Genomic DNA, 21468 nt, shown 5'->3' on the forward strand with positions numbered 1-21468 from the left:
GGTTGGCCGTGCACCCGCACGGGGTCCCGTGTGGAACCCTGCCTGACATGCGGTTTGACGTTTTGAGGTTAGAGGCAGACTAGCCCTGCGTGCTCGTGGATGCGACTCGAAACGCCTGAAAATTGCAGTCGATGATCTCCTCGACGCCCCGGCGGTCGTTACCGCTGTGAGAGGTGGGTACCGAGAGGAAAACGGTGCTCAGGGGGCGTCGGCAAAGCTGAACTGCCCCGAGAGATCCGTGACGACAGCGCGCATCGCGCCGACGTCGGGGCCCGCCCGCAGGACGTGCCGGGAGACGTTCACCAGGGTGGCGGGCAGTGCCGGGCCGGCGATTCGTCGCACGTCCGCGAGTGTGCCCCCCTGCTCCCCCACCCCCGGCATGAGAACCGGGCCGCGGAGCCGCTCGAGGACGGGCGGGTCCGCGACGGTCGCACCCACGACGACGCCGAACGAACCCACGTCATCCGGGAACGCACCGGTGTTCCGACGCCCGATCTCGTCGACCACCGACTGCGCGACGGTGCCGTCCGTCCCCACCGCACCCTGGAGCCCGCCGGCCTCCGGATTGGACGTACGTGCCAGCACGAACAGCCCGCGCCCGGTCGAGGCCGCGGCGTCGAACGCGGCATCCAACGACCCCACGCCGAGATAGGGCGACACGGTGAGCGCGTCACACGCGAGCGGTGATCCGTCGGCGAGCCACGCCCGGGCGTATCCCGCCATGGTGGACCCGATGTCGCCACGCTTGGCGTCGGCGACGGAGAGGGCTCCCGCGGTAGTGATCGAGGAGAGCACCTCCTCGAGCACGGCGATACCAGCGGAACCGTGCTCCTCGAAGAACGCCACCTGGGGCTTGATCGCGGGGACGAGGTCGCCGAATGCCTCCAGCGCGCGTCGGGAGAACTCGGCGACGCCGGCCGGGCCCACCCCCAACCCCCAGGCCTCGAGCAGCGCCGGGTGCGGATCGATTCCCACGCACAGGTTCCCGCGGTCGGCGACTGCGGACCGGAGGCGAGCACCGAACGAGGCCCGGGGGTCGGTTTCGGTCATCGTGTGGCGAACCACGAGTGCAGCTGCTGCAACGGGCTGACCGCCACGTCGCCCTGACGCATCGCCTCGATGCCGTGCACTGCGGCGGTGGCACCCTGAACGGTGGTGACGCACGGGACCCGGCGTGAGATCGCAGCGGAACGGATCTCGTAACCGTCCGCGCGCGTGCCGCCCGTCGACGAGGCGATGTTCAGGATCAGGTCGACCTCGTCCGCGTTGATCCGATCGACGATGGTCCGAACCGGCCCACCGTCGGCGTCGACCGGTCCCGCGCCCGACTCGGTGAGCTTCGCGACGGTCTCGCACGCGATCCCGTATCGGCGGAGCATCAGAGCCGTGCCCTCGGTGGCCAGGACGGTGAACCCGAGAGCCGCGAGGCGCTGGGCCGGGAACACCATCGAACGCTTGTCGCGGTTGGCGACGGAGACGAAGACCGTGCCCGACGTCGGCAGGACGCCCTCCGCGGAAAGCTGGCCCTTGGCGAAGGCCACGGCGAAGTCCGGGCCGATTCCCATGACCTCGCCGGTGGACTTCATCTCAGGACTGAGGAGGGAGTCCACGGTGTCCCCCTCCGGGGTGCGGAAACGGTTGAACGGCAGAACCGCTTCCTTGACCGCGACAGGGGCGTCGGAGGGCAGCGAGCCACCGTCGCGGTCCGCGGGCAGCAGACCTTCCGCACGCAGGTCGGCGATCGACTCGCCCATCATGATGCGCGCGCACGCCTTGGCCAGGTGGACACCCGTCGCCTTCGACACGAACGGCACCGTGCGGCTGGCGCGCGGGTTCGCCTCGAGGACATACAGGATGTCGTCCTTGATCGCGTACTGGACGTTCATCAGACCCTTGACGCCGATTCCGAAGGCGAGTGCCTCGCTCGAGCGGCGAACCCGGTCGATGTCGTCCTGACCCAGGGTGATGGGCGGGAGCGCACACGCGGAGTCGCCGGAGTGGATCCCGGCCTCCTCGATGTGCTCCATGACGCCCCCCAGGTAGACCTCGGTGCCGTCGCACAGCACGTCGACGTCGATCTCCACCGCGTCATCGAGGAAGCGGTCGACCAGGACCGGACGGTCCGGGCTGATCTCGGTGGCGCGATCGATGTAGGACCGGAGCGAGTCCTCGTCGTACACGATCTCCATCCCACGTCCCCCGAGGACGTACGAGGGACGGACGAGCACCGGATAGCCGATGTTCCCGGCGATCTCGGTGGCCTCGTCGGCGTTGATGGCGGTGCCGAAGGCGGGCGCCGGCAGGCCGGCCTTGACGAGCACCTCGCCGAATTCACGGCGGTCCTCGGCGAGGTCGATGGCGGACGGGCTGGTCCCGACGATCGGAACGCCCGCGTCCTCGAGTTGCGCGGCGAGACCCAGAGGCGTCTGGCCGCCGAGCTGGACGAGCACGCCGGCCACGGTCCCGGACTCCGACTCAGCGTGGTAGACCTCCATGACGTCCTCGAACGTCAGCGGCTCGAAGTACAGACGGTCGGCCGTGTCGTAGTCGGTGGAGACGGTCTCCGGGTTGCAGTTGACCATGACCGTCTCGTAGCCGGCCTCGGAGAGTGTGAGCGCGGCGTGGACACACGAGTAGTCGAACTCGATGCCCTGGCCGATCCGGTTGGGGCCGGAACCCAGGATGATGACCTTCTCGCGCTCGGTCTGCGGGGCCACCTCGGACTCGGCCGCCGGGTCCAGTTCGTAGGTCGAATAGTGGTACGGCGTCTTCGCCTCGAATTCGGCCGCACAGGTGTCGACCGTCTTGTAGACCGGTCGGACCCCGAGCCGGTGACGCAGCCGCTGAACCCCCTCGGCGCCGGCGAACTCAGGACGGAGCGCCGCGATCTGGGCATCGGAGAGGCCGTTGTGCTTGGCCCTGCGCAGAAGGCTCTCATCGACGACCGGGGCGTCGACGATCTCGCGGCGGAGGGCGACGAGCTCCTCGACCTCGTACAGGAACCACGGGTCGATCGACGAGGCCTCGTAAACCTGCTCGACCGTGGCACCCAGGCGCAGCGCGAGCTCGACGTCGTACATGCGGCCCTCGGTCGGGCGACGCAGGTCGTCGAGAACAGCCGCCACGTCCGTGGACCGACCCGGGGCGATCGCTTCGTCGGTCAGGGTCCAGAATCCGGCGGCCTTGGTCTCGAGCGAGCGCATGACCTTCCCCAGCGCCTCGCGGTAGTTGCGTCCCAGGCTCATGGCCTCGCCGACCGACTTCATCGTGGTGGTCAGCGTGTCGTCGGCTCCGGGGAACTTCTCGAACGCGAAGCGCGGTGCCTTCACCACGACGTAGTCGAGGGTGGGCTCGAAGCTCGCAGGAGTCTCGCCCGTGATGTCGTTGGTGATCTCATCCAGCGAGTAGCCGATGGCGAGGCGCGCCGCGATCTTCGCGATGGGGAATCCCGTGGCCTTGGAGGCCAGTGCCGACGAGCGGGACACACGCGGATTCATCTCGATCACCACGAGACGGCCGTCCACCGGGTTGATCGCGAACTGGATGTTGCACCCGCCGGTGTCCACGCCGACGGCGCGGAGGATGTCGATACCGATGTCCCGCATGTTCTGGAACTCGCGGTCGGTGAGCGTCATCGACGGCGCGACGGTCACCGAGTCACCGGTGTGGACACCCAGCGCGTCCACGTTCTCGATCGAGCAGATCACGACGACGTTGTCCTTGTTGTCGCGCATGAGCTCGAGCTCGAACTCCTTCCACCCGAGGATCGACTCCTCGATGAGGACGTTCGCGGTCGGCGAGGCCGCGAGGCCGCCGCCGGCGATCCGCTCGAGGTCGTCCATGGTGTAGGCGAGGCCCGAACCGAGGCCGCCCATGGTGAAGGACGGACGCACGACGACCGGCAGTCCGAGCTCGGCGACGGTCGCGTGGACCTCCTCCATGGTGTGGCAGACAGCGCTGCGGGCGGACTCCCCACCGACGCCGGCGACGATGTCCTTGAACATCTGACGGTCCTCGCCCCGGTTGATGGCCGGGATGTCGGCGCCGATGAGCTCGACGTCGTGCTTGGCGAGGATCCCCTGCGCATCGAGCTGCATCGCGGCGTTGAGGGCCGTCTGACCGCCGAGCGTCGCCAGGACGGCGTCGACGGGGTGCCCCTCGGCCGCTTCCTTAGTGAAGATCTTGTCGATGTACTCGGGGGTGATCGGCTCGACGTACGTGGCGTCGGCGAACTCCGGGTCGGTCATGATCGTGGCCGGGTTCGAGTTGACCAGCGTGACCCGCAGGCCCTCGGAGCGCAGGACACGGCAGGCCTGTGTGCCCGAGTAGTCGAACTCGCACGCCTGCCCGATGACGATCGGGCCGGAGCCGATGACGAGGACGTGGTTGATGTCTGTGCGGCGGGGCATCAGAGGGCGCCCTTTCTGGTGTCTGCGGACCCGGCGACGGACGAACCGAGCAGGTCGACGAAGCGGTCGAAGAGGTTGGCGGCGTCACGTGGGCCGGCCGCGGCCTCGGGGTGGTACTGGACGGAGAACGCACTGCCGTCGGCGAGAGCGACGCCCTCGACGGTCCCGTCGTTGGCGCAGATGTGCGTCACCTTCGCCGATCCCCACGGCGTCTGCCAGGTCTCGGACTCGGGTGCACGGAGCGCGAAACCATGGTTCTGCGAGGTGATCGCCACGTTGCCGGTGGCTTTCTCGATCACCGGGATGTTGGTTCCCCGGTGGCCGAAGCGCATCTTGTAGGTCTCCAGGCCCAGTGCGCGGCCGAGGATCTGGTTACCGAAGCAGATGCCGAAGAACGGGATGCCCTGGCTTAGGACCTCTTTGGTCAGGTGCACCGCGGCGTCGGCGGTCGCGGGGTCGCCGGGGCCGTTCGACAGGAACACGCCGTCGACGTCCAGGTCGAGCACATCCGCCAGCGTCGACGAGGCGGGGATGACATGGACCCGCACACCGCGCTCGGCGAGCATCCGCGGGGTGTTGGACTTGATTCCCAGATCCAGCGCGGCAACCGAGTAGCGTGCCTCGCCCTCGGCCGGCTCCACTACATACGCGTTCTCCGTGGTGACCTCGTCAGAGAGGGACGCCCCGGCCATGGATTCCTGCGCACGCACGGTCGCGACCATCGACTCGTCATCGGCCAGGTCCTCACCCGAGAAGATGCCGGCCTTCATGGCGCCCCGGTCGCGGATGTGTCGTACGACCGCGCGGGTGTCGATGTCGGCGACGCCGATGATCTCCTGGGCGATCATCTCGTCCTCGAGGGTGCGCTCCGCGCGGAAGTTCGAGGCGCGTCGCGATAGATCGCGGACGACCAGGCCGGACACCCAGATCCGACCGCCTCGGTCCTCGCCGTCGAGGAGCGACTCGCCGTCCTCGTCGTTCCAGCCGGTGTTACCGATCTGGGGTGCGGTCGTCACGACGATCTGCCGGCAGTACGACGGGTCCGTCATCGTCTCCTGGTAGCCGGACATCGCCGTGGTGAAGACAGCCTCGCCGAGCGTGGTGCCGCGAGCGCCGAAGGCGGTGCCGCGATGGATGCGACCGTCCTCGAGGACGAGCGCGGCGGGCTCGCGTGCTCCTGGCTTCGCGGGCGTGTTGTTCTGCGATGTCACTGCTTCTCCTCGGTGGTGGAGGTCGGGGTGTCGGTCCGGTCGGAGGGCGCGGCGTCACCGCGGAGCGCCTCCCAGCGCGGATAGCTGTCTTTGTCGTCGGCCCGGAATCCCGAGTCGATGACCGTGCGTCCTCCTGGTGCGGTGACCTGCCACCGGGCGGCGAGGATGCCTCCGCCGGGGACGGTCTTGTTCGCCAGCGCGGAGGTCCGGCGCACGCCGATCAGGTCGGCGCGGGGAATCCACACCACGTCGGTGGCGAGTTCGAGGAGAAGCCCGTCGGTGTATGCCGTGAGGGTCGCGGCCGAACGGTGCCCGAGCGGTGGGCGCGCGATCCTGGCCTGCCAGTCCCCGGCCACCGTGCTGCCGACGTAGACGCCGGTCAGCGGTCCCAGCACCACGGCGCCGGGATCGGCGGGGGGCTGCGGTAGCGAGTCGAACAGGCCCGCCTGTGACCGGCTGCGGTTGCGCCATCCCAGCGTCATCAGGCCGATCAGGAGGAGCAGCAGGACGATCATCACGAGCGCTGTCCAGAAGTCCTGGTTCATGCGAGTACCTTCCCGTCGCGGCTGGTCATGCGCCCGTGGTAGACGGTGCCCACCACCCTCGCCGCGAATGTCATCCCCTCGTAGGGGGTATTGGCGGACAGGCTGGCGAGGTCCTCGCCGATCACCGTCCAGGAGGAATCGGGGTCGACGACGGCGAGGTTTGCGGGCTCCCCCACCTCGATCGGTCGCCCCTGGTCGGTCAGACCGGCGATCTCGGCGGGCCGGACGCTCATGACGCGGGCGAGATCACGCCAGGTCATGTCGCCGGTGTCGATCAGAAGTGCGGCGACGATCGGGAGCGCGGTCTCGAGGCCCAGCATTCCCGGGCGGGCCGCGGCGAACTCACAGCACTTCTCCTGTGCTGCGTGGGGTGCGTGATCGGTCGCGACGCAGTCGATGACCCCGGAAACCAGCGCCTCGCGGAGCGCGCGGGCATCGTGTGCCTCGCGAAGCGGGGGGTTGACCCGGTAGACGCCGTCGTAGGTCTCCAGCCGCGAGTCGTCCAGCAGTAGATGATGGGGGGTGACCTCGGCGGTGATCGAGATCCCCTGGGATTTCGCCCACGCGAGCAGTTCCACCGTCCCGGTTGTCGACGCGTGACAGATGTGCACGCGCGCGCCGGCGTCCCGCGCCAGAATCGCGTCACGGGCGACGATGGATTCCTCGGCGGACCGGGGCCAGCCGGTGAGACCGAGGCGAGCCGCGGTCGGGCCCTCATGTGCGACGGCGCCACGGGTGAGCCGCGGCTCCTCGGCATGCTGGGCTATGAGGACACCGAGCCCGGCCGAATACTCGAGGGCCCGACGCATCACCAGCGGGTCGTATACGCACATGCCGTCGTCCGAGAAGATCTTGACCTTCGCCGCACCGTCGGCCATCTGCCCCATCTCTGTGAGCTGCTCGCCCTTGAGTCCGACGGTGACCGCTCCGACGGGATGGACGTCGCACAATCCGACCTCGCGCCCGATCCGCCACACGGAGTCGGTGACCGTCTGGTTGTCCTGAGGTGGCTGAGTGTTGGCCATCGCGAAGACGGCGGTGTAGCCGCCCAGTGCTGCGGCCGCGGAACCCGAGGCGATGGTCTCGGTGTCCTCGCGGCCCGGCTCGCGCAGGTGCGTGTGCAGATCGACGAAACCCGGGAGGAGGACCGCGCCGTCGAGATCGTGGACCTCCGCGTCGGCGGGGGGCCCCTCGCCGGCGCCGGGCCCGAGCGCCGCGATGTGTCCGTCCCGGATGAGGACGTCTACGGGGTCCCCCTCGCCGTAGGGACGGACCCGACGCAACAGCAGGGTCGGGGATTCGGGGACGGTCACTCGGTGGTTCCTTCCATTCCGACGAGAGTGTGGAGGAGAACAGACATGCGGAGGTGGACGCCGTTGGTCACCTGCTGGAGGATCGCCGAGGACGGGGCATCAGCCACATCGAAGCCGATCTCCATCCCCCTGACCATCGGCCCGGGGTGCAGGACCACGACATCCTCGCCCAGCCGAGCGGCGCGAGCGGGTCCCAGCCCGTAGCGCACCGCGTACTCGCGGGCGGACGGGAAGAACCCGCCGTTCATCCGCTCGGCCTGGACCCGGAGCATCATCACCGCGTCCGCACCGGCGAGTTCGGCGTCCAGATCGGTGGACGCGCGGACGGGCCAGCCGTCCACGCCCACGGGCAGCAGGGTCGGCGGGGCGACGAGGACCACCTCGGCGCCGAGAGTTGACAGGAGCAGTGCGTTGGAGCGGGCCACGCGAGAGTGGAGGATGTCCCCGACGATCACGACCCGACGGCCCTCGATGCCCCCCATCCGCTCCCGGAGGGTCATCGCATCGAGGAGAGCCTGGGTCGGATGCTCGTGCATCCCGTCACCGGCGTTGATCACCGACGGCCCGACGCCGCCCGGAGACACCCATCGTGCGATCTGCGTGGACGATCCGGAGGCCGGGTGCCGCACGATCAGTGCGTCGGCGCCGATCGCCGTGAGGGTCAGGGCGGTATCGCGCAGTGATTCGCCCTTCTGCACAGAGGAGGCACTTGCCGACACGTTGATGACGTCGGCGCTCATCCACTTGCCGGCGGTCTCGAACGAGACGCGCGTCCGGGTGGAATTTTCGTAGAACACCGTGAGCACGGTCTTCCCGCGCAGGGTCGGAAGCTTGCGCACCTCGCGGCCGAGGAGCGTCTCTTTGAGCCTGCCGGCTTCGTCGAGGATCGACAGCGCCGTGTCCCGGTCTAGCTCGGCGGCGGAGAGCAGGTGCTTCATCGGTTCTCCTCCGGGACGGGGCGCCGGAGTACCACCGCGTCGGCCCCGTCGATCTCGCTCAACTGCACCGACACGCCCTCCTCCCGCGACGTGGGGACGTTCTTGCCTACGTAGTCCGCCCGGATGGGTAGTTCGCGGTGGCCCCGGTCGACCAGCACGGCCAGCTGGACGCGGGCGGGGCGGCCGAGATCCCGCAGCGCGTCGAAGGCCGCGCGGATCGTCCGCCCAGAGAACAGGACATCGTCGACGAGGATGACGGTCGCGCCATCGATGCCCTCGGCGGGAACCCTGGTCGGGTTCATCGGCCTGTGCGGACCGCCGGCCAGATCGTCGCGGTACAACGTGACGTCGATCGATCCCGCATGGACGGCGACTCCGCTGAACTCGCGGATTCGATCCGCCAGCCGGGCGGACAGTGGAACGCCGCGCGTGGGAATGCCGAGCAGGACGACGGAGCCCGCATCCGGGGAGTCCGCGGCGGTACGTTCAATGATCTGATGGGCCAGGCGGGACACCGTCCTGGCCACGTCTTCGGACGTGAAGAGTGACACCGAGTTCGCGTTCGTATCCGAACCTTCAGCGCTCACCGATCACCACCTCCTTGTCCGCCTCACTGGACGGCTCGTTAAAGGGATAGTTTTCGATACCGAACTCTATCAGTCCGCGGTCCCCGCTCCCGGCTCGGTGGAAGTGGCCTCCGACACGTCCTTCGACACCTCGGGATCCGCTTCCGCAGTATCCTCTGCCGACTCTGCCGACCCGACCGACTCGGACGCCGACGCCGACGCCGACGCCGACGATGACCCCAGCACCGAGACCGCCTGCTCGGCAGCCCGGATGTGCTCGGCGAGGCCGGCGATCCGGTCCAGGACGGCATTGACGTACGGCACCGACTTCTCAGCCGACAGATCCGACACGAGCAGAACCGACTGATCGATCACGATGGCCGATTCGACCTGCTCGGTCCCGAACAGCAGCTCCCATGCGCCTGCACGGAGCACGGCACGGTCCACCGCGGGCAGACGCTCGAGCGTCCACTCACGTAGGTGCTCGGAGATCATCGAATCGAGCCGGTCCAGGCGCTCGGCGACGCCTGCCACGATCTCCATGGTGAATGGTGCGACATCGTGGAACTCCTGGGAGTCCTCGCCCATCCGGCGACGCTCCTCAGCGAGTTCGACGACATCGGCATCGCGCAGCTCCGCCTCGAACAGGAGCGAGACGGCACGCCTGCGCGCCCGGTACCGGGACCCCCGGCTCCGGTGATCGACCTCTTCCGCCATGATCAGTCGTTCACCCGGCTGAGGTAGTGGCCGTCACGGGTGTCGATGCGCAGCTTGTCGCCGGTGTTGATGAACAGCGGAACCTGGACCTCGGCACCGGTCTCGAGGGTCGCCGGCTTGGTGCCGCCGGTCGACCTGTCACCCTGCAGGCCCGGATCGGTGTGCTGGACGACCAGGTCGACCGCGACCGGCATCTCGGCGAACAGCGGCAGGCCCTCGTGCATCGAGACCTGGACGCTGGTGTTCTCGAGCAGGAAGCGCGCGCCGTCCCCCATCACGACCGGCGAGACGTTGATCTGCTCGAAGTCCTGCTCGTCCATGAGGACGTAGTCCTCACCATCGCGGTACAGAAAAGTCATGTCCCGGCGGTCGACGGTGGCGGTCTCCACCTTCACGCCGGCGCTGAACGTCTTGTCGATGTTCTTGCCGGAGACCACGTTCTTCATCTTGGTCCGCACGAACGCCGGGCCCTTGCCGGGCTTGACGTGCTGGAACTCGACGATCTGCCACAGCTGGCCCTCCTCTTTGAGGACGAGACCGTTCTTGAAGTCGGCGGTGGACGCCATGGTGGGTACTCCTTCGAAAGTCGTCCGCGGGCGGCCGGGAGAGCTGCCTCGCGGATAGTCGTGGATCTGGCCCTCAGAGAACGCTGAAGGCCTTCGAGGTAGTCGTCAGGGACCTGCCGCCACCGCCGCTGACGGCCACGGTGTCCTCGATTCGGATCCCGCCGAGGTCCGGAAGGTAGATTCCGGGCTCGATGGTGATCACATCGCCGTCGGACAGTGTACTCGTGGACCTGCTGGACACAGCGGGCGCTTCATGCACGTCCAACCCCACACCGTGCCCCAGGGAGTGACCGAAGTAACCGCCGTAGCCCGCGGAGTCGATGATGCCGCGGCTGACCGCGTCCAGATCCGAGCAGGCGATCCCCGGCCGGACGGCCGCCACACCGGCGAGTTGCGCCTCCAGTACGACGGCATAGGCGTCGACGAGTCGGCCCGGTGCCTGTCCCAATGCCACGGTCCTCGTGCAGTCAGACGAATATCCCCCGACCATCGCGCCGAAGTCGATCACCACGAGTTCGCCGTCGGCGAGCAGACGGTCTCCGGGGACATGGTGCGGGTGCGCGCCGTTGGGGCCACTCGCCACGATCGTCTCGAACGCGACGCCGTCGGAACCCGCGCGGCGCATGGCGTGCTCGAGGTCGGCCGCCACGTCGCGTTCGCTCCGACCGGCTGCGATCGCGCCGCTGGTCAGCAGGTGCGTCCAGGCGTCATCAACGACACCACAGGCTCGTTCGATGAGGGCGACCTCGGAGTCGTCCTTTCGCCGACGGACCTGCTCGACCACGCCACTGGTCTCGATCACCCCGGTGTCGGGGGCGCCGACGTCCGCCATCGCCCGCCGCAGCGCGGAAGCCGCCGTCAGGGTCAGCTCGTCCGCCTCCACCGCGAGCGGTGCATCAGCCGGGCCCCGGCGACGGCCGAGCACACCGCTCACGTACTCGCGCGAGATCACGTGTCCGACATCCGGGGCCTGTTCCACGACCTGCAGTTCGTACCGCGAATCCGTGCACAGCACCGCCCCCCCGTCGGTCTCGACCAGGACCGCCCCGCCCGAACCTCGGAAACCGGTCAGATAGGCGATGTTGCGTGGATCGGTGACCAACAGAGCGGTGGCACCGGTGTCCACCAGTGCTGCTCCGACCGCCTCCCTCCGGTCCGCGAACCGCCCGGTCACAGCAGGATCCCCCCGCCGCTCGGCTTCCGGCCCTCTGAAATGGCGGCGTAGGCGGCGGTCATCAGCGTGGGGTCCGGTGCCTCCATACGTGAGGGCCGCGCCAGCCCGTCGAGAACGACCAGTCGGAGGAAGCCGGAGTGGTTCTTCTTGTCTCCGGCCATCAGTTCGAGAAGGCGCGGGAACGCGTCCTCGTCATAGCCGGTCGGCAGACCGATCGAGGACAGGATCGACCTGTGGCGATCCGCCGTCGCATCGTCCAGCCGCCCGGCCAGTCGGGCCAGTTCGGCCACGAAGCACATCCCGACGCTGATCGCGCCACCGTGCCGCCACCGGTACTGCTCGCGCCGCTCCACGGCATGGCCCAGGGTGTGCCCGTAGTTGAGGATCTCGCGGAGCCCGGATTCCTTCAGATCCTGGCCGACTACGTCCGCCTTGACCTGGACGCTGCGGCGGATGAGGTCGACGATGATCTCGCCGCCCGGGTCTAGTGCGGCCTCGGGGTCCGCCTCGATGAGATCGAGGATCTCGGGGTCCGCGATGAAGCCGCACTTGACGACCTCGGCCATTCCCGAGATCAACTCGTTGCGCGGAACGGTCTCCAACGTCGCGGTGTCGATGAAGACCGCAGCCGGCTCGTGGAAGCTGCCCACGAGGTTCTTCCCGGCGTCGGTGTTGATGCCGGTCTTTCCTCCGACAGCCGCGTCCACCATCGCCAGGAGCGTGGTGGGGATGTGGATGACGCGCACGCCACGCATCCAGGTGGCGGCGACGAACCCGGCGAGATCGGTGGCTGCGCCGCCGCCCAGGCTGACGATGGTGTCCTTCCGGTTCACCCCGATCTGCCCCAGCACGTCCCAACAGAACCCCGCCACGGCGAGATCCTTGCCCGCCTCGGCGTCGGGGATCTCGATGCGGTGTGCGTTGACGCCCGCCTCCTCGAGCTTCTCGCGGACCGCCTCGGCGGTCTGTGCCAGCGGGGGCTGGTAGAAGATCGCGACCGTCCGAGACGCGGAACAGGCCTCGATGATCTCGGGGAGCAGGCCACGCCCGATGACGACCGGGTACGGGGACTCCGAACGCACCTCCACGACTACGGGCTCGTTGGTGTTCGATTCGTGGTTCATCTGCAGCTCCCGCTCGTCGCTTGTCGCCGTCTCCGGCTCGTCTCAAGGTGAATATGTGGGCCCCGGCGGTCCCGGGCCGTCGCCCTCCGGACAGTTCGCCGACCCGGCCCGTTCCCGATGCTCCACCCGGGCCCCACGCCCAGGCTAGGGGGAATGGCCGGGCGCACGGTCACGGCCGCCGGCCTCTCCGCCTCGGATGCGGGTCACCGGAGTCGAGTCTGTCGACGATGTCCGCCACCACCTTGCCGGAACTACGGCGCTCCGAGCTGACCGTGGTCCACGCGACCTCGCGGTACAGGGGTGAGCGCTCCGTGAGCAGCGCCTGGTAGCGAGCGGTCGCGTCGCCACCCGCGAGAAGCGGCCGGCCCGGCCCACGCGATCGCCGGACGCCCTCGGCCACACCGATGGTCAGGTGCACCACCTTCAGGCCCCTCAGCCGATGTCGCGTCGCCTCGGAGAGCACCGCGCCACCGCCGAGGGACAGGACGCCGTCGAATGATTCGAGAGTCTCGCCGATGACGCGCTCCTCGATGCGACGGAACTCCGGCTCCCCGCAGGTCGCGAAGATATCGGGGATGGAGCGGCCCTCCGCGTCCTCGATCAGGTGATCGGCGTCGCGGAAGGGGACGTCGAGGCGGCGTGCCAGCTTCCGTCCGATGGTCGTCTTGCCGGCACCGGGCGGCCCCACGAGCACGGCGACCGGTCGTGCCGGGACGCTCATGCCTGGTCCGTCGTCCAGTTCAGACGCTCGGCCACCGCGGCACGATACCCCTCGACGTTCCGGCGGGTCTCGCCGAGCGAATCGCCACCGAACTTCTGGAGCACGGAACGGGCAAGCACCAGCGCCACCATCGACTCGGCGACCACACCTGCGGCCGGGACGGCGCAGACGTCGGAACGCTGGTGAATCGCGGTCGCAGCGGATCCGTCCGCCATATCCACGGTGCTCAGCGCGCGCGGAACAGTGGAGATCGGCTTCATGGCGGCGCGCACCCGCAGCGCCTGCCCGTTGGTCATGCCGCCCTCGAGACCACCGGCACGGTTGCTGCGACGCTCGACGCCGCCGGCGCCCCGGTCCATCTCATCGTGGGCGACACTTCCGCGGCGACGGGCGGTCTCGAAGCCGTCACCGACCTCGACGCCCTTGATCGCCTGGATGCCCATGAGCGCACCGGCGAGTTGGGCGTCCAGGCGCTCCTCCCCCGACACATGGGATCCAAGGCCGATGGGTAGACCGTGGACCACCACCTCGACGACACCGCCGAGCGTGTCACCGGCCTTCTTGGCCGCCTCGATCTCGGAGATCATCGACTCCCCCGCCGCAGCGCCGAACGCCCGCACGGGGCTCGCGTCGATCGCCTCGAGGTCGGAGAAACCGGGCTCGGCACCGACGTAGGGATCCGAGGCGCCGATCGAGATCACGTGGGAGAGCACCTCGACGCCCAGCACGTCGCGCAGTACCGCGCGCGCCACCGTGCCGGCGGCGACACGGGCCGCGGTCTCCCGGGCGCTGGCGCGCTCGAGAACCATCCGGGCGTCGTCGAAGTCGTACTTGAGCATTCCGGAGAAATCGGCGTGGCCGGGACGCGGACGGGTCAGGAGCGCTGCCCGCGCCTTGTCATCGATCGACTCGGGATCGACCGGGTCGGCGGACATGATCTGCTCCCACTTCGGCCATTCGGTGTTTCCGACCTCGATCGCGATGGGCGAGCCCATCGTGCGACCGTGTCGCACACCGCCGAGGACGCGCACCGCGTCGGCCTCGAATTTCATCCGCGCGCCACGGCCGTACCCGAGACGACGCCGCGCAAGCTGCGCAGCGATCTCCTCGCTCGTCACCTCCACGTCGGCGATGACGCCCTCGATGATCGCCACGAGGGCCTGGCCATGGGATTCTCCGGCGGTGGTCCACTTCAGCACGTCGCCGATCATCCCATGACCTCGTGTGCCCAGGCACATCAGGCCCGCCGGAGGGGCCTCACCGGCCGAGTGCCTCCGCGAGAGCGGCGGCCATCTGGTCTCGAGGTGCGGGCAGCCCGGTAAACAGTTCGACCTGACCGAAGGCCTGATTGAGCAGCATCACGTCCCCGCCCACCACCGGGATCCCGGCTGCGGCGGCAACGGCGCCGGCGGCGGTGGGCCACGGGTCGTACAGCACGTCGAACAGTCGATGCGAACGGGAGACCAGATCGACGATCTCCCTGACGCCCGGCTCGGGAACAGTGTTGACCAGGACGTCGGCGTCCGCGATGGCCGCGGGCAGCGACGCGTCGCGGAGGAGAACCGTGGTCACCTCCAACCCGAGTTCGCGCCCACAGTCGGCGGCGGGGCCGGAATTGTCCCGGCGTGAGGCCAGGACCACCCGGTTGGCACCCATGGCGGCCAGGCCCGCCAGGACCGGCCGTGCGGTCCCGCCCACCCCGAGAACGACCGCCGACGGCGAGGCGGGCAGGTCACCGAACGCGGCGAGCGCGCCCGTCACGCCGTCGACGTCCGTGCAGTCGGCGAACCAGCCGCCGTCCCGCCGGACGAGCGTATTGGCGCTCCCCACGATCCGAGCGCGTTCGCTCACCGCCGAGGCGTATTCCAGCGCCGCGAACTTCCCCGGCATGGTGACCGAGTAGCCGATCCGATGACCGGGTGAGTCGTCGACGACGGCAGGGAGCATCGCCTCGTCGCAATCGATTCGCTCGTACGTCCAGCCCGCCAATCCGAGGGCGCGGTAGGCCGCTCCGTGCAGGACCGGTGACAGAGAATGATCCACGGGGTGGCCGAGGACCGCTGCAGACCGCGGCCCCCCCGGCGCGACCGGGCCGCCGCCCGCCCCGATGACGTCGGGCGGCAGCTCAGCGCCCACTTGCCAGGACCCCGTTCGCGATGGCCTCACTCTGGTTGCGTTCGTGCTCCGGGTAGTCGTCGGCGAACCTGGTCGTGCCCTGCATGTCGACCGTGACGAAGTAGAGCCAGGCGCCTTCGGCCGGGTTCTCCATCGCACGCAGCGCATCGAGGCCCGGCGAGCCGATGGGGCCGTACGGCAGCCCGTCCATCGCGTAGGTGTTCCAGGGCGTGGCCGCCGCGCGGTCGTCGTCGGTCGTGGCGATCTCCTGATCGGCGAGCGCATAGTTCACCGTCGAGTCGAACTGGAGCTGCATCGGCTCGGCCAGACGGTTGAGGATGACCCGCGCCACCTTGTCGAAGTCCTGGAGAGTGCCCTCCTTCTCGACGAGCGAGGCCGAGGTCAGCAACTGGTACGGCGTCAGACCGATCCTCTCGGCGGACGGAGTCAGGCCGGTGGCGTCGTAGGACGCCGTGGAGGACTCGATCAGCTGCCGGAGGATCTCCGCGGGTTCGCCGTGCGGATCGATGTTGTGCACGCCGGGCGACACCAGGCCCTCGAGGCGACGTACCGGATCGGGAGCCGCCTGGACCTCGTTGATCGCCCAGGCCGGGACCCCCAGCGCAGCGGGGTCGATCTGGACCGCGGCGTCCACGATCTCCTGCGGCTGTCGGCAGGCGGGCTCGCTGTCCGGCGAATCGAGGTCACGGGTACACGTCGCGTCCGCGATCAGGGTGTATATCCCCTTCTCCGTACCACCACCGACGACGACGGTGTCAAGAAGACGGCCACCGGGCTTGACGTCGATGAATCCGACACGGTTCTCCGGATCCGACAACGCCTCCACCGCGGCGGCGGCACTCATCTTCTGCTGCACCTGGTAGTAGCCCGGCTGTATGCCCTCTACAGGCGTCCCGGTGGCCGCGGCGGTGAATGCCCGCGTGCTCGCGATGGCGCCGACGTCGTAGAGGCGGTCACCCACCATGCCCAGTGAATCGCCGGCCTCGACATGCAACAAGGCGTTCCCGGTGCCCGAGCCGTCGAAGTCCGGAGCCGCACCGGTCTGGTTGTTGATATTGCGGAATGCCATGAACCCGAATGCCAGGACCACTCCGATCACGGCCGCCAGGAGGAGGAACCGGGTGGTACCCCCCGTGCGTGGTCGTCCTCGTGCCGCAGACATCATGCTCCTCGGTCAGGGATTAGAGGGAGCTGTCCCGCGGACAGCATCGTGCTCGGCGGCGAGTTTATCCAGCCCGCAGGTGCGACGCGCCGATCACCCTCGGGCGCGCCGCGACTCGATCCAGGCCTGGAGCAGGACCACGGCCGCCGCCTGATCGATGACATCGCGCTGTTTCCTGGTGTTTCGGCCGGCTCCATGGAGCGCGGCCCCCGCGGTCACCGTGGTGAGCCTCTCGTCCACGAACTCCACCGGCAGCCCCGGGGACGACGTGGACAGAGCAGCCACGAACGAGCGGGCCATCGCGGTGGAGGCGGTCTCCCGCCCCTTCAGCGAGGTCGGTAGTCCGACCACCACCCCGACCGCGTCGTACTCCTCGACGAGGTCGGACAGACGGCGGATCTCCGCCCCCCAGCCCGGGTCCCCGTCGACGACCCGGATCGTCTCTACAGGAGTGGCGAGGATCCCGTCGGGGTCGCACGAGGCGACCCCGATCCGGGCGGTCCCCACGTCGAGACCCACCCGGCGACCCCGCGTCCATCCCGCCGCCGGCGTGACGTCGCTCCCGCCGACCGGGCCGTGGCCGGCGGCACTCACACGGCGTCCTGTACAGCGGTGCGCAGCGCCGCCACCGCAGCGTCGATCCCGGTCGGATCAGTACCCGCGCCCTGGGCCATGTCGGGCTTTCCTCCGCCGCGGGCCCCGAGCGCCGGGGCGATGGCCTTGACCAGGTCGCCGGCCTTGAGACCCCGCTCCTGCGCGGTCTTGGTGACGGCGATGACGAACGGCACCTTCCCCTCGCCCGGAGCCGTGAGCAACACGACGGCGGGCTCGGAGCCGAGTCGACCCTTGAGGTCGGAAGCGAGCGTCCGGAGATCGCCGGCAGCGGCCCCCGGCGCGTTATGGGCGAGGAAGCGGACCCCGCCCAGATCCTCCGCAGCGGCGGCGAGGCCCGCGGCCTGGGCGGTGAGCTGGGCGGCACGCAGCGCATCCAGCGACTTCTCGGCCTCACGCAGTCTCGCGGCCAGCGCCGCCACGCGATCCGGCACCTCGTCGGTGGGAGCCTTGAGCGACGCGGCGAGCCCGGACACGAGCGCCCGCTCCTTCGCCTGGTGGCGGTAGGCGTCCATACCGACGAAGGCCTCGACGCGACGGATGCCGGAGCCGACGGATGACTCACCGAGCAGGCTCACCGGGCCGATCTGCGCCGAGTTCGCCACGTGGGTTCCACCACACAGCTCCATCGAGAACGGCCCGCCGATCTCGACGACCCGGACCTGAGACCCGTAGTTCTCCCCGAACAGGGCCATCGCACCCATCCGCTTGGCCTCGTCCAGCGAGGTCTCCACCGTGTTGACGGTGTAGTCCGCATCGACGGCGGTGTTGGTGACCTCCTCGACCTGCGCGAGGACGTCGGGGGGAATCGAGCCGCTCCAGTTGAAGTCGAACCGCATGTACCCGGGCTTGTTCAGCGAGCCCGCCTGCACGGCCTCCGGCCCGAGGATCTGGCGCAGCGCGGCGTGGACGAGGTGGGTGGCCGAATGGCCCTGGGTGGCGCCCTTGCGCCAGTCCCGATCGACCGCGGCGGTGACGAGCTGCCCCGCCTCGGCCTGTCCGGCGGTCACGACGCCCTTGTGAACCCAGAGCTTCTTACCGATCTTCTGCACATCGTCGACGCGCATCTGGAAACCGGCGGTCGAGATGAGCCCGCGGTCGCCGATCTGCCCGCCCGACTCCGCATAGAACGGGGTGCGGTCGAGCAGGAACTCGACCTCGTCGCCCTCGCTCGCCACCGGCACGGAGACGCCCCCGGAGACGATGCCCAGCAGCGTCGCCTCGTCGGACAGGTCCGTGAACCCGGTGAAGACGGTCTCCCCGGCGTCGAGGAAGTCCCGATACACCGACAGGTCCGCGTGCGCATGCTTCTTGGCCCGCGAATCTGCCTTGGCCCGGGCACGCTGCTCGGCCATGAGTGACCGGAATCCGTCCTCGTCCACCTCGAGGCCCGCCTCGGCCGCCATCTCCAGCGTGAGGTCGATCGGGAATCCGTGGGTGTCGTGCAGGGCGAATGCCTGGCTTCCCGAGAGGACCGCGGCGCCGGAACCGCGGGCGTCCTCCGCCGCGCGCTCGAACAACTGGGTGCCGGACTCGAGAGTCTTGAGGAACGCCGCCTCCTCGGCCACTGCGATCCGCTCGATGCGGTCATAGCCCGCGATCGTCTCCGGGAACGAGGGGCCGATGGCGTCACGGACGGTCGCCATGAACTCGGCCATCGTCTCCGTGGACGCCCCGAGCAGGCGGACAGAGCGCACGATGCGACGAAGCAGCCGGCGGAGGATGTACCCGCGGCCCTCGTTGCCCGGCGTGACCCCGTCGGAGATCAGCATGTACGCGGTGCGCGCGTGATCGGCGATCACACGGAACCGCACGTCCGCGGCGCCGTCCACGCCATACCTCGCGCCCGACAGGCGCTCGGCGGTGTCGATCACCGGGCGCAGCAGGTCGGTCTCGTAGACGTTCTCCACCCCCTGGAGAAGGAACGCGACGCGCTCCACGCCCATGCCGGTGTCGATATTCTGCTTGGGCAACGGCCCGAGGATCTCGAACGCGTCCTTGCCGGTGCCCTCGCCGCGCTCGTTCTGCATGAACACGAGGTTCCAGATCTCGATGTACCGGTCCTCGTCCGCCTCCGGGCCGCCCTCGACCCCGTACGCCGGCCCGCGGTCGTAGAAGATCTCCGAGCAGGGACCGCAGGGGCCCGGGACGCCCATCGACCAGTAGTTGTCCGCCATCCCACGACGCTGGATCCGGGCCTCCGGCAGACCGATCACATCACGCCAGATACCGAAGGCCTCGTCGTCGTCGAGATAGACGGTGACCCACAGCAGAGCCGGATCGATCCCGAACCCGCCCTCGTCGACGGGCGTGGTGAGCAGCGACCACGCGTGGCGGATCGCCCCCTCCTTGAAGTAGTCACCGAAGGAGAAGTTGCCGGCCATCTGGAAGAACGTGTTGTGACGCGTGGTGATGCCGACCTCCTCGATGTCGAGGGTGCGCACACACTTCTGGATGGATGTCGCCGTGGCGTAGGCGGGGGTCTCCTGCCCGAGGAAGTACGGCTTGAACGGGACCATGCCCGCGTTCACGAACAGCAGATTGGGATCGTCGAGCACCAGCGACGCACTGGGGACCTCGGTATGTCCGGCCTTGACGAAATGGTCGAGAAAACGGCGCCGGATCTCATGGGTCTGCACTGGGAAGCCTCGCTGGGGTCTACGAAAGGACGTATCGGTCGACTCCCCAGACTACCGCTGACGCCGAGAACGACCGAGATGCCCGGTGCCGCGGCCGGCAAAGCCGTGTGCGCCCGGCTTCTCGGCCCTACGACCCGCCCCGGGTGATCGAACGCAGCCTGGCCAGGCGGGCCGCGAGTTCACGCTCATGGCCGTGACCGCTCGGCGCGTAATAGTCCCTGCCCACCAGTTCGTCGGGCGGATACTGCTGCGTGGCGACACCGGCCGGTGCATCGTGTGCATACCGGTACCCCACCCCGTTGCCCAGGCCCTTCGCGCCCGCATAGTGCCCGTCCCGCAGGTGCTTGGGAACCTCACCCACTCCCCCCGCCCGCACGTCGGACATCGCGGCATCGATCGCGGAGATGATCGCATTGGACTTGGGCGCCGTCGCGAGGTGAACCGTCGCCTGGGCCAGGGCCAGGCGGCACTCGGGCAGGCCGACCTTCTGGACGATCTCCGCGGCCGCGGTGGCTGCCAACAACGCCGTGGGATCGGCCATCCCGATGTCCTCGCTCGCGTGCACCATCAATCGGCGGGCGATGAAACGGGGATCCTCGCCGGCGACCAGCATGCGGGCGAGATAGTGCAGCGCGGCATCCGCGTCGGACCCGCGGATGGACTTGATGAACGCGCTCGTGACGTCGTAATGCTGGTCACCGTCGCGGTCGTATCGCACTGGGGCCGAATCCAGGCTCAGCTCCACGATCTCCGGCGTCACCGAACCGTCCTCCGCGGCGCCGGCGGCGGCCTCGAGGATCGTCAGACTACGACGGGCGTCCCCTCCGGCGAGGCGGACGATGTCAGCGACCGCCTCGTCCGTGACGTCCACCTGCCCGCCCAGACCTCGCTCGTCCGCCACCGCGCGACGCAGTACGGTCTGCACCCCCTCGTCGTCGAGTCCCCGGAGCTCTGCGATGAGCGATCGACTGAGCAACGGGGCGATCACCGAGAAGTGGGGGTTCTCCGTGGTCGCGGCCACCAGTAGAACGATCCCGTTCTCCACGGCGGCCAGGAGCGCGTCCTGCTGACTCTTGGAGAACCGGTGCACCTCGTCGATGAACAGGACGGTGCGTTGACCGTGGATCTGGCGGGTCCGGGCGTCGTCGATCACCGCACGGACGTCCTTGACCCCGGCGCTCAGCGCTGACAACGCCACGAAATGCCGACCCGACGTGCTCGCGACCAGGTTCGCCAGAGTCGTCTTACCGGTGCCCGGCGGGCCGTACAGGATCACCGACGAGCCACCGCGGCCCTCGACCAGGCGTCGAAGCGGCGAGTTGTCCCGCAGCAGGTGGTCCTGACCGATGACCTCCTCGAGCGCACGTGGCCGCATGCGGACGGCCAGCGGTGCCGAGGGGTCGACGACCCGCCCCCCGCTGAGCGGGGAGCCGGAACCCGTCCCGGCCGCTCCGGGCGACCCGGGCGTGGCGAACAATCCGGCCTCGTCAGTCACACGGTCAGGTTACCGGGCCGCTCCGACACGCCGCGTCCACGTGCCCGACAGGTGAACGTTGGTCCAACTATCGGGCGGAACGCTTCCGCAGATGACGCCTATGCGCTTGACTGGAGCATCGGATCGGTGACCCCATGTTC

Annotated in this window: 18 protein-coding genes; all 18 read right to left on the minus strand. The window is 69.0% G+C overall.

Annotated elements, in window-relative coordinates; translation table 11 throughout:
- Window positions 1–198 precede the first annotated feature (198 nt).
- Window positions 199–1050, minus strand: coding sequence for an orotidine-5'-phosphate decarboxylase (pyrF, locus tag ACWGLC_RS05400; protein WP_452098917.1), 852 nt, complete (start codon window positions 1048–1050; stop codon window positions 199–201).
- Window positions 1047–4409 (minus strand): carbamoyl-phosphate synthase large subunit, encoded by a 3363-nt coding sequence (gene carB / locus ACWGLC_RS05405; RefSeq protein WP_452098918.1) that lies wholly within the window; start codon window positions 4407–4409, stop codon window positions 1047–1049. The genes pyrF and carB overlap by 4 nt, the downstream gene beginning before the upstream one ends.
- The gene (carA, locus tag ACWGLC_RS05410) at window positions 4409–5620 is read right to left on the minus strand and encodes a glutamine-hydrolyzing carbamoyl-phosphate synthase small subunit (protein ID WP_452098919.1); all 1212 of its coding nucleotides are present in this window, start codon (window positions 5618–5620) and stop codon (window positions 4409–4411) included. The genes carB and carA overlap by 1 nt, the downstream gene beginning before the upstream one ends.
- Window positions 5617–6165 (minus strand): PH-like domain-containing protein, encoded by a 549-nt coding sequence (locus ACWGLC_RS05415; RefSeq protein ID WP_452098920.1) that lies wholly within the window; start codon window positions 6163–6165, stop codon window positions 5617–5619. Before ACWGLC_RS05415 ends, carA begins: the two co-directional genes overlap by 4 nt.
- A complete protein-coding gene (locus tag ACWGLC_RS05420) occupies window positions 6162–7478 on the minus strand; it encodes a dihydroorotase (RefSeq protein WP_452098921.1) in 1317 nt (438 codons plus the stop codon). Before ACWGLC_RS05420 ends, ACWGLC_RS05415 begins: the two co-directional genes overlap by 4 nt.
- Window positions 7475–8416, minus strand: coding sequence for an aspartate carbamoyltransferase catalytic subunit (locus ACWGLC_RS05425; protein ID WP_452098922.1), 942 nt, complete (start codon window positions 8414–8416; stop codon window positions 7475–7477). The genes ACWGLC_RS05420 and ACWGLC_RS05425 overlap by 4 nt, the downstream gene beginning before the upstream one ends.
- Window positions 8413–9003: a bifunctional pyr operon transcriptional regulator/uracil phosphoribosyltransferase PyrR gene (gene pyrR, locus ACWGLC_RS05430; RefSeq protein ID WP_452098923.1), complete on the minus strand. Its 591-nt coding sequence runs from the start codon at window positions 9001–9003 to the stop codon at window positions 8413–8415. The genes ACWGLC_RS05425 and pyrR overlap by 4 nt, the downstream gene beginning before the upstream one ends.
- A 69-nt stretch (window positions 9004–9072) precedes the next feature.
- Window positions 9073–9699: a transcription antitermination factor NusB gene (gene nusB, locus ACWGLC_RS05435; protein ID WP_452098924.1), complete on the minus strand. Its 627-nt coding sequence runs from the start codon at window positions 9697–9699 to the stop codon at window positions 9073–9075.
- A gap of 2 nt (window positions 9700–9701) precedes the next feature.
- Window positions 9702–10265: an elongation factor P gene (gene efp, locus ACWGLC_RS05440; protein WP_230928871.1), complete on the minus strand. Its 564-nt coding sequence runs from the start codon at window positions 10263–10265 to the stop codon at window positions 9702–9704.
- Window positions 10266–10338: 73 nt separating this feature from the next.
- Complete coding sequence (locus ACWGLC_RS05445; protein ID WP_452098925.1) at window positions 10339–11439, minus strand: M24 family metallopeptidase; 1101 nt, start codon at window positions 11437–11439, stop codon at window positions 10339–10341.
- Window positions 11436–12563 (minus strand): 3-dehydroquinate synthase, encoded by a 1128-nt coding sequence (gene aroB, locus ACWGLC_RS05450; protein WP_452098926.1) that lies wholly within the window; start codon window positions 12561–12563, stop codon window positions 11436–11438. The genes ACWGLC_RS05445 and aroB overlap by 4 nt, the downstream gene beginning before the upstream one ends.
- Before the next feature lie 169 nt (window positions 12564–12732).
- Complete coding sequence (locus ACWGLC_RS05455; protein ID WP_452098927.1) at window positions 12733–13284, minus strand: shikimate kinase; 552 nt, start codon at window positions 13282–13284, stop codon at window positions 12733–12735.
- Window positions 13281–14495: a chorismate synthase gene (gene aroC / locus ACWGLC_RS05460; RefSeq protein ID WP_452098928.1), complete on the minus strand. Its 1215-nt coding sequence runs from the start codon at window positions 14493–14495 to the stop codon at window positions 13281–13283. Before aroC ends, ACWGLC_RS05455 begins: the two co-directional genes overlap by 4 nt.
- 46 nt (window positions 14496–14541) lie before the next feature.
- Complete coding sequence (locus ACWGLC_RS05465; protein ID WP_452099062.1) at window positions 14542–15393, minus strand: shikimate dehydrogenase; 852 nt, start codon at window positions 15391–15393, stop codon at window positions 14542–14544.
- Between the two features lie 16 nt (window positions 15394–15409).
- Window positions 15410–16489 (minus strand): endolytic transglycosylase MltG, encoded by a 1080-nt coding sequence (locus ACWGLC_RS05470; RefSeq protein WP_452098929.1) that lies wholly within the window; start codon window positions 16487–16489, stop codon window positions 15410–15412.
- A 186-nt stretch (window positions 16490–16675) separates the two neighbouring features.
- Entirely contained in the window at window positions 16676–17176 is a 501-nt protein-coding gene (ruvX, locus tag ACWGLC_RS05475) for a Holliday junction resolvase RuvX (protein WP_295648208.1), read from the minus strand.
- Complete coding sequence (alaS, locus tag ACWGLC_RS05480) at window positions 17173–19833, minus strand: alanine--tRNA ligase (protein ID WP_452098930.1); 2661 nt, start codon at window positions 19831–19833, stop codon at window positions 17173–17175. Before alaS ends, ruvX begins: the two co-directional genes overlap by 4 nt.
- 127 nt (window positions 19834–19960) lie before the next feature.
- A complete protein-coding gene (locus ACWGLC_RS05485) occupies window positions 19961–21328 on the minus strand; it encodes a replication-associated recombination protein A (RefSeq protein WP_452098932.1) in 1368 nt (455 codons plus the stop codon).
- Window positions 21329–21468 lie beyond the last annotated feature (140 nt).

This window comes from Dietzia sp. NPDC055877, from assembly GCF_053615975.1.

Bases quoted from the DNA above. Each gene is read 5' to 3' on its own strand.
- efp (WP_230928871.1), bottom strand. From the start codon at position 10,265: ATGGCGTCCACCGCCGACTTCAAGAACGGTCTCGTCCTCAAAGAGGAG.
- pyrF (WP_452098917.1), bottom strand. From the start codon at position 1,050: ATGACCGAAACCGACCCCCGGGCCTCGTTCGGTGCTCGCCTCCGGTCC.
- nusB (WP_452098924.1), bottom strand. From the start codon at position 9,699: ATGGCGGAAGAGGTCGATCACCGGAGCCGGGGGTCCCGGTACCGGGCG.
- ACWGLC_RS05415 (WP_452098920.1), bottom strand. From the start codon at position 6,165: ATGAACCAGGACTTCTGGACAGCGCTCGTGATGATCGTCCTGCTGCTC.
- aroB (WP_452098926.1), bottom strand. From the start codon at position 12,563: ATGAACCACGAATCGAACACCAACGAGCCCGTAGTCGTGGAGGTGCGT.
- ACWGLC_RS05455 (WP_452098927.1), bottom strand. From the start codon at position 13,284: ATGAGCGTCCCGGCACGACCGGTCGCCGTGCTCGTGGGGCCGCCCGGT.
- carB (WP_452098918.1), bottom strand. From the start codon at position 4,409: ATGCCCCGCCGCACAGACATCAACCACGTCCTCGTCATCGGCTCCGGC.
- aroC (WP_452098928.1), bottom strand. From the start codon at position 14,495: ATGATCGGCGACGTGCTGAAGTGGACCACCGCCGGAGAATCCCATGGC.
- ACWGLC_RS05425 (WP_452098922.1), bottom strand. From the start codon at position 8,416: ATGAAGCACCTGCTCTCCGCCGCCGAGCTAGACCGGGACACGGCGCTG.
- ACWGLC_RS05470 (WP_452098929.1), bottom strand. From the start codon at position 16,489: ATGGCATTCCGCAATATCAACAACCAGACCGGTGCGGCTCCGGACTTC.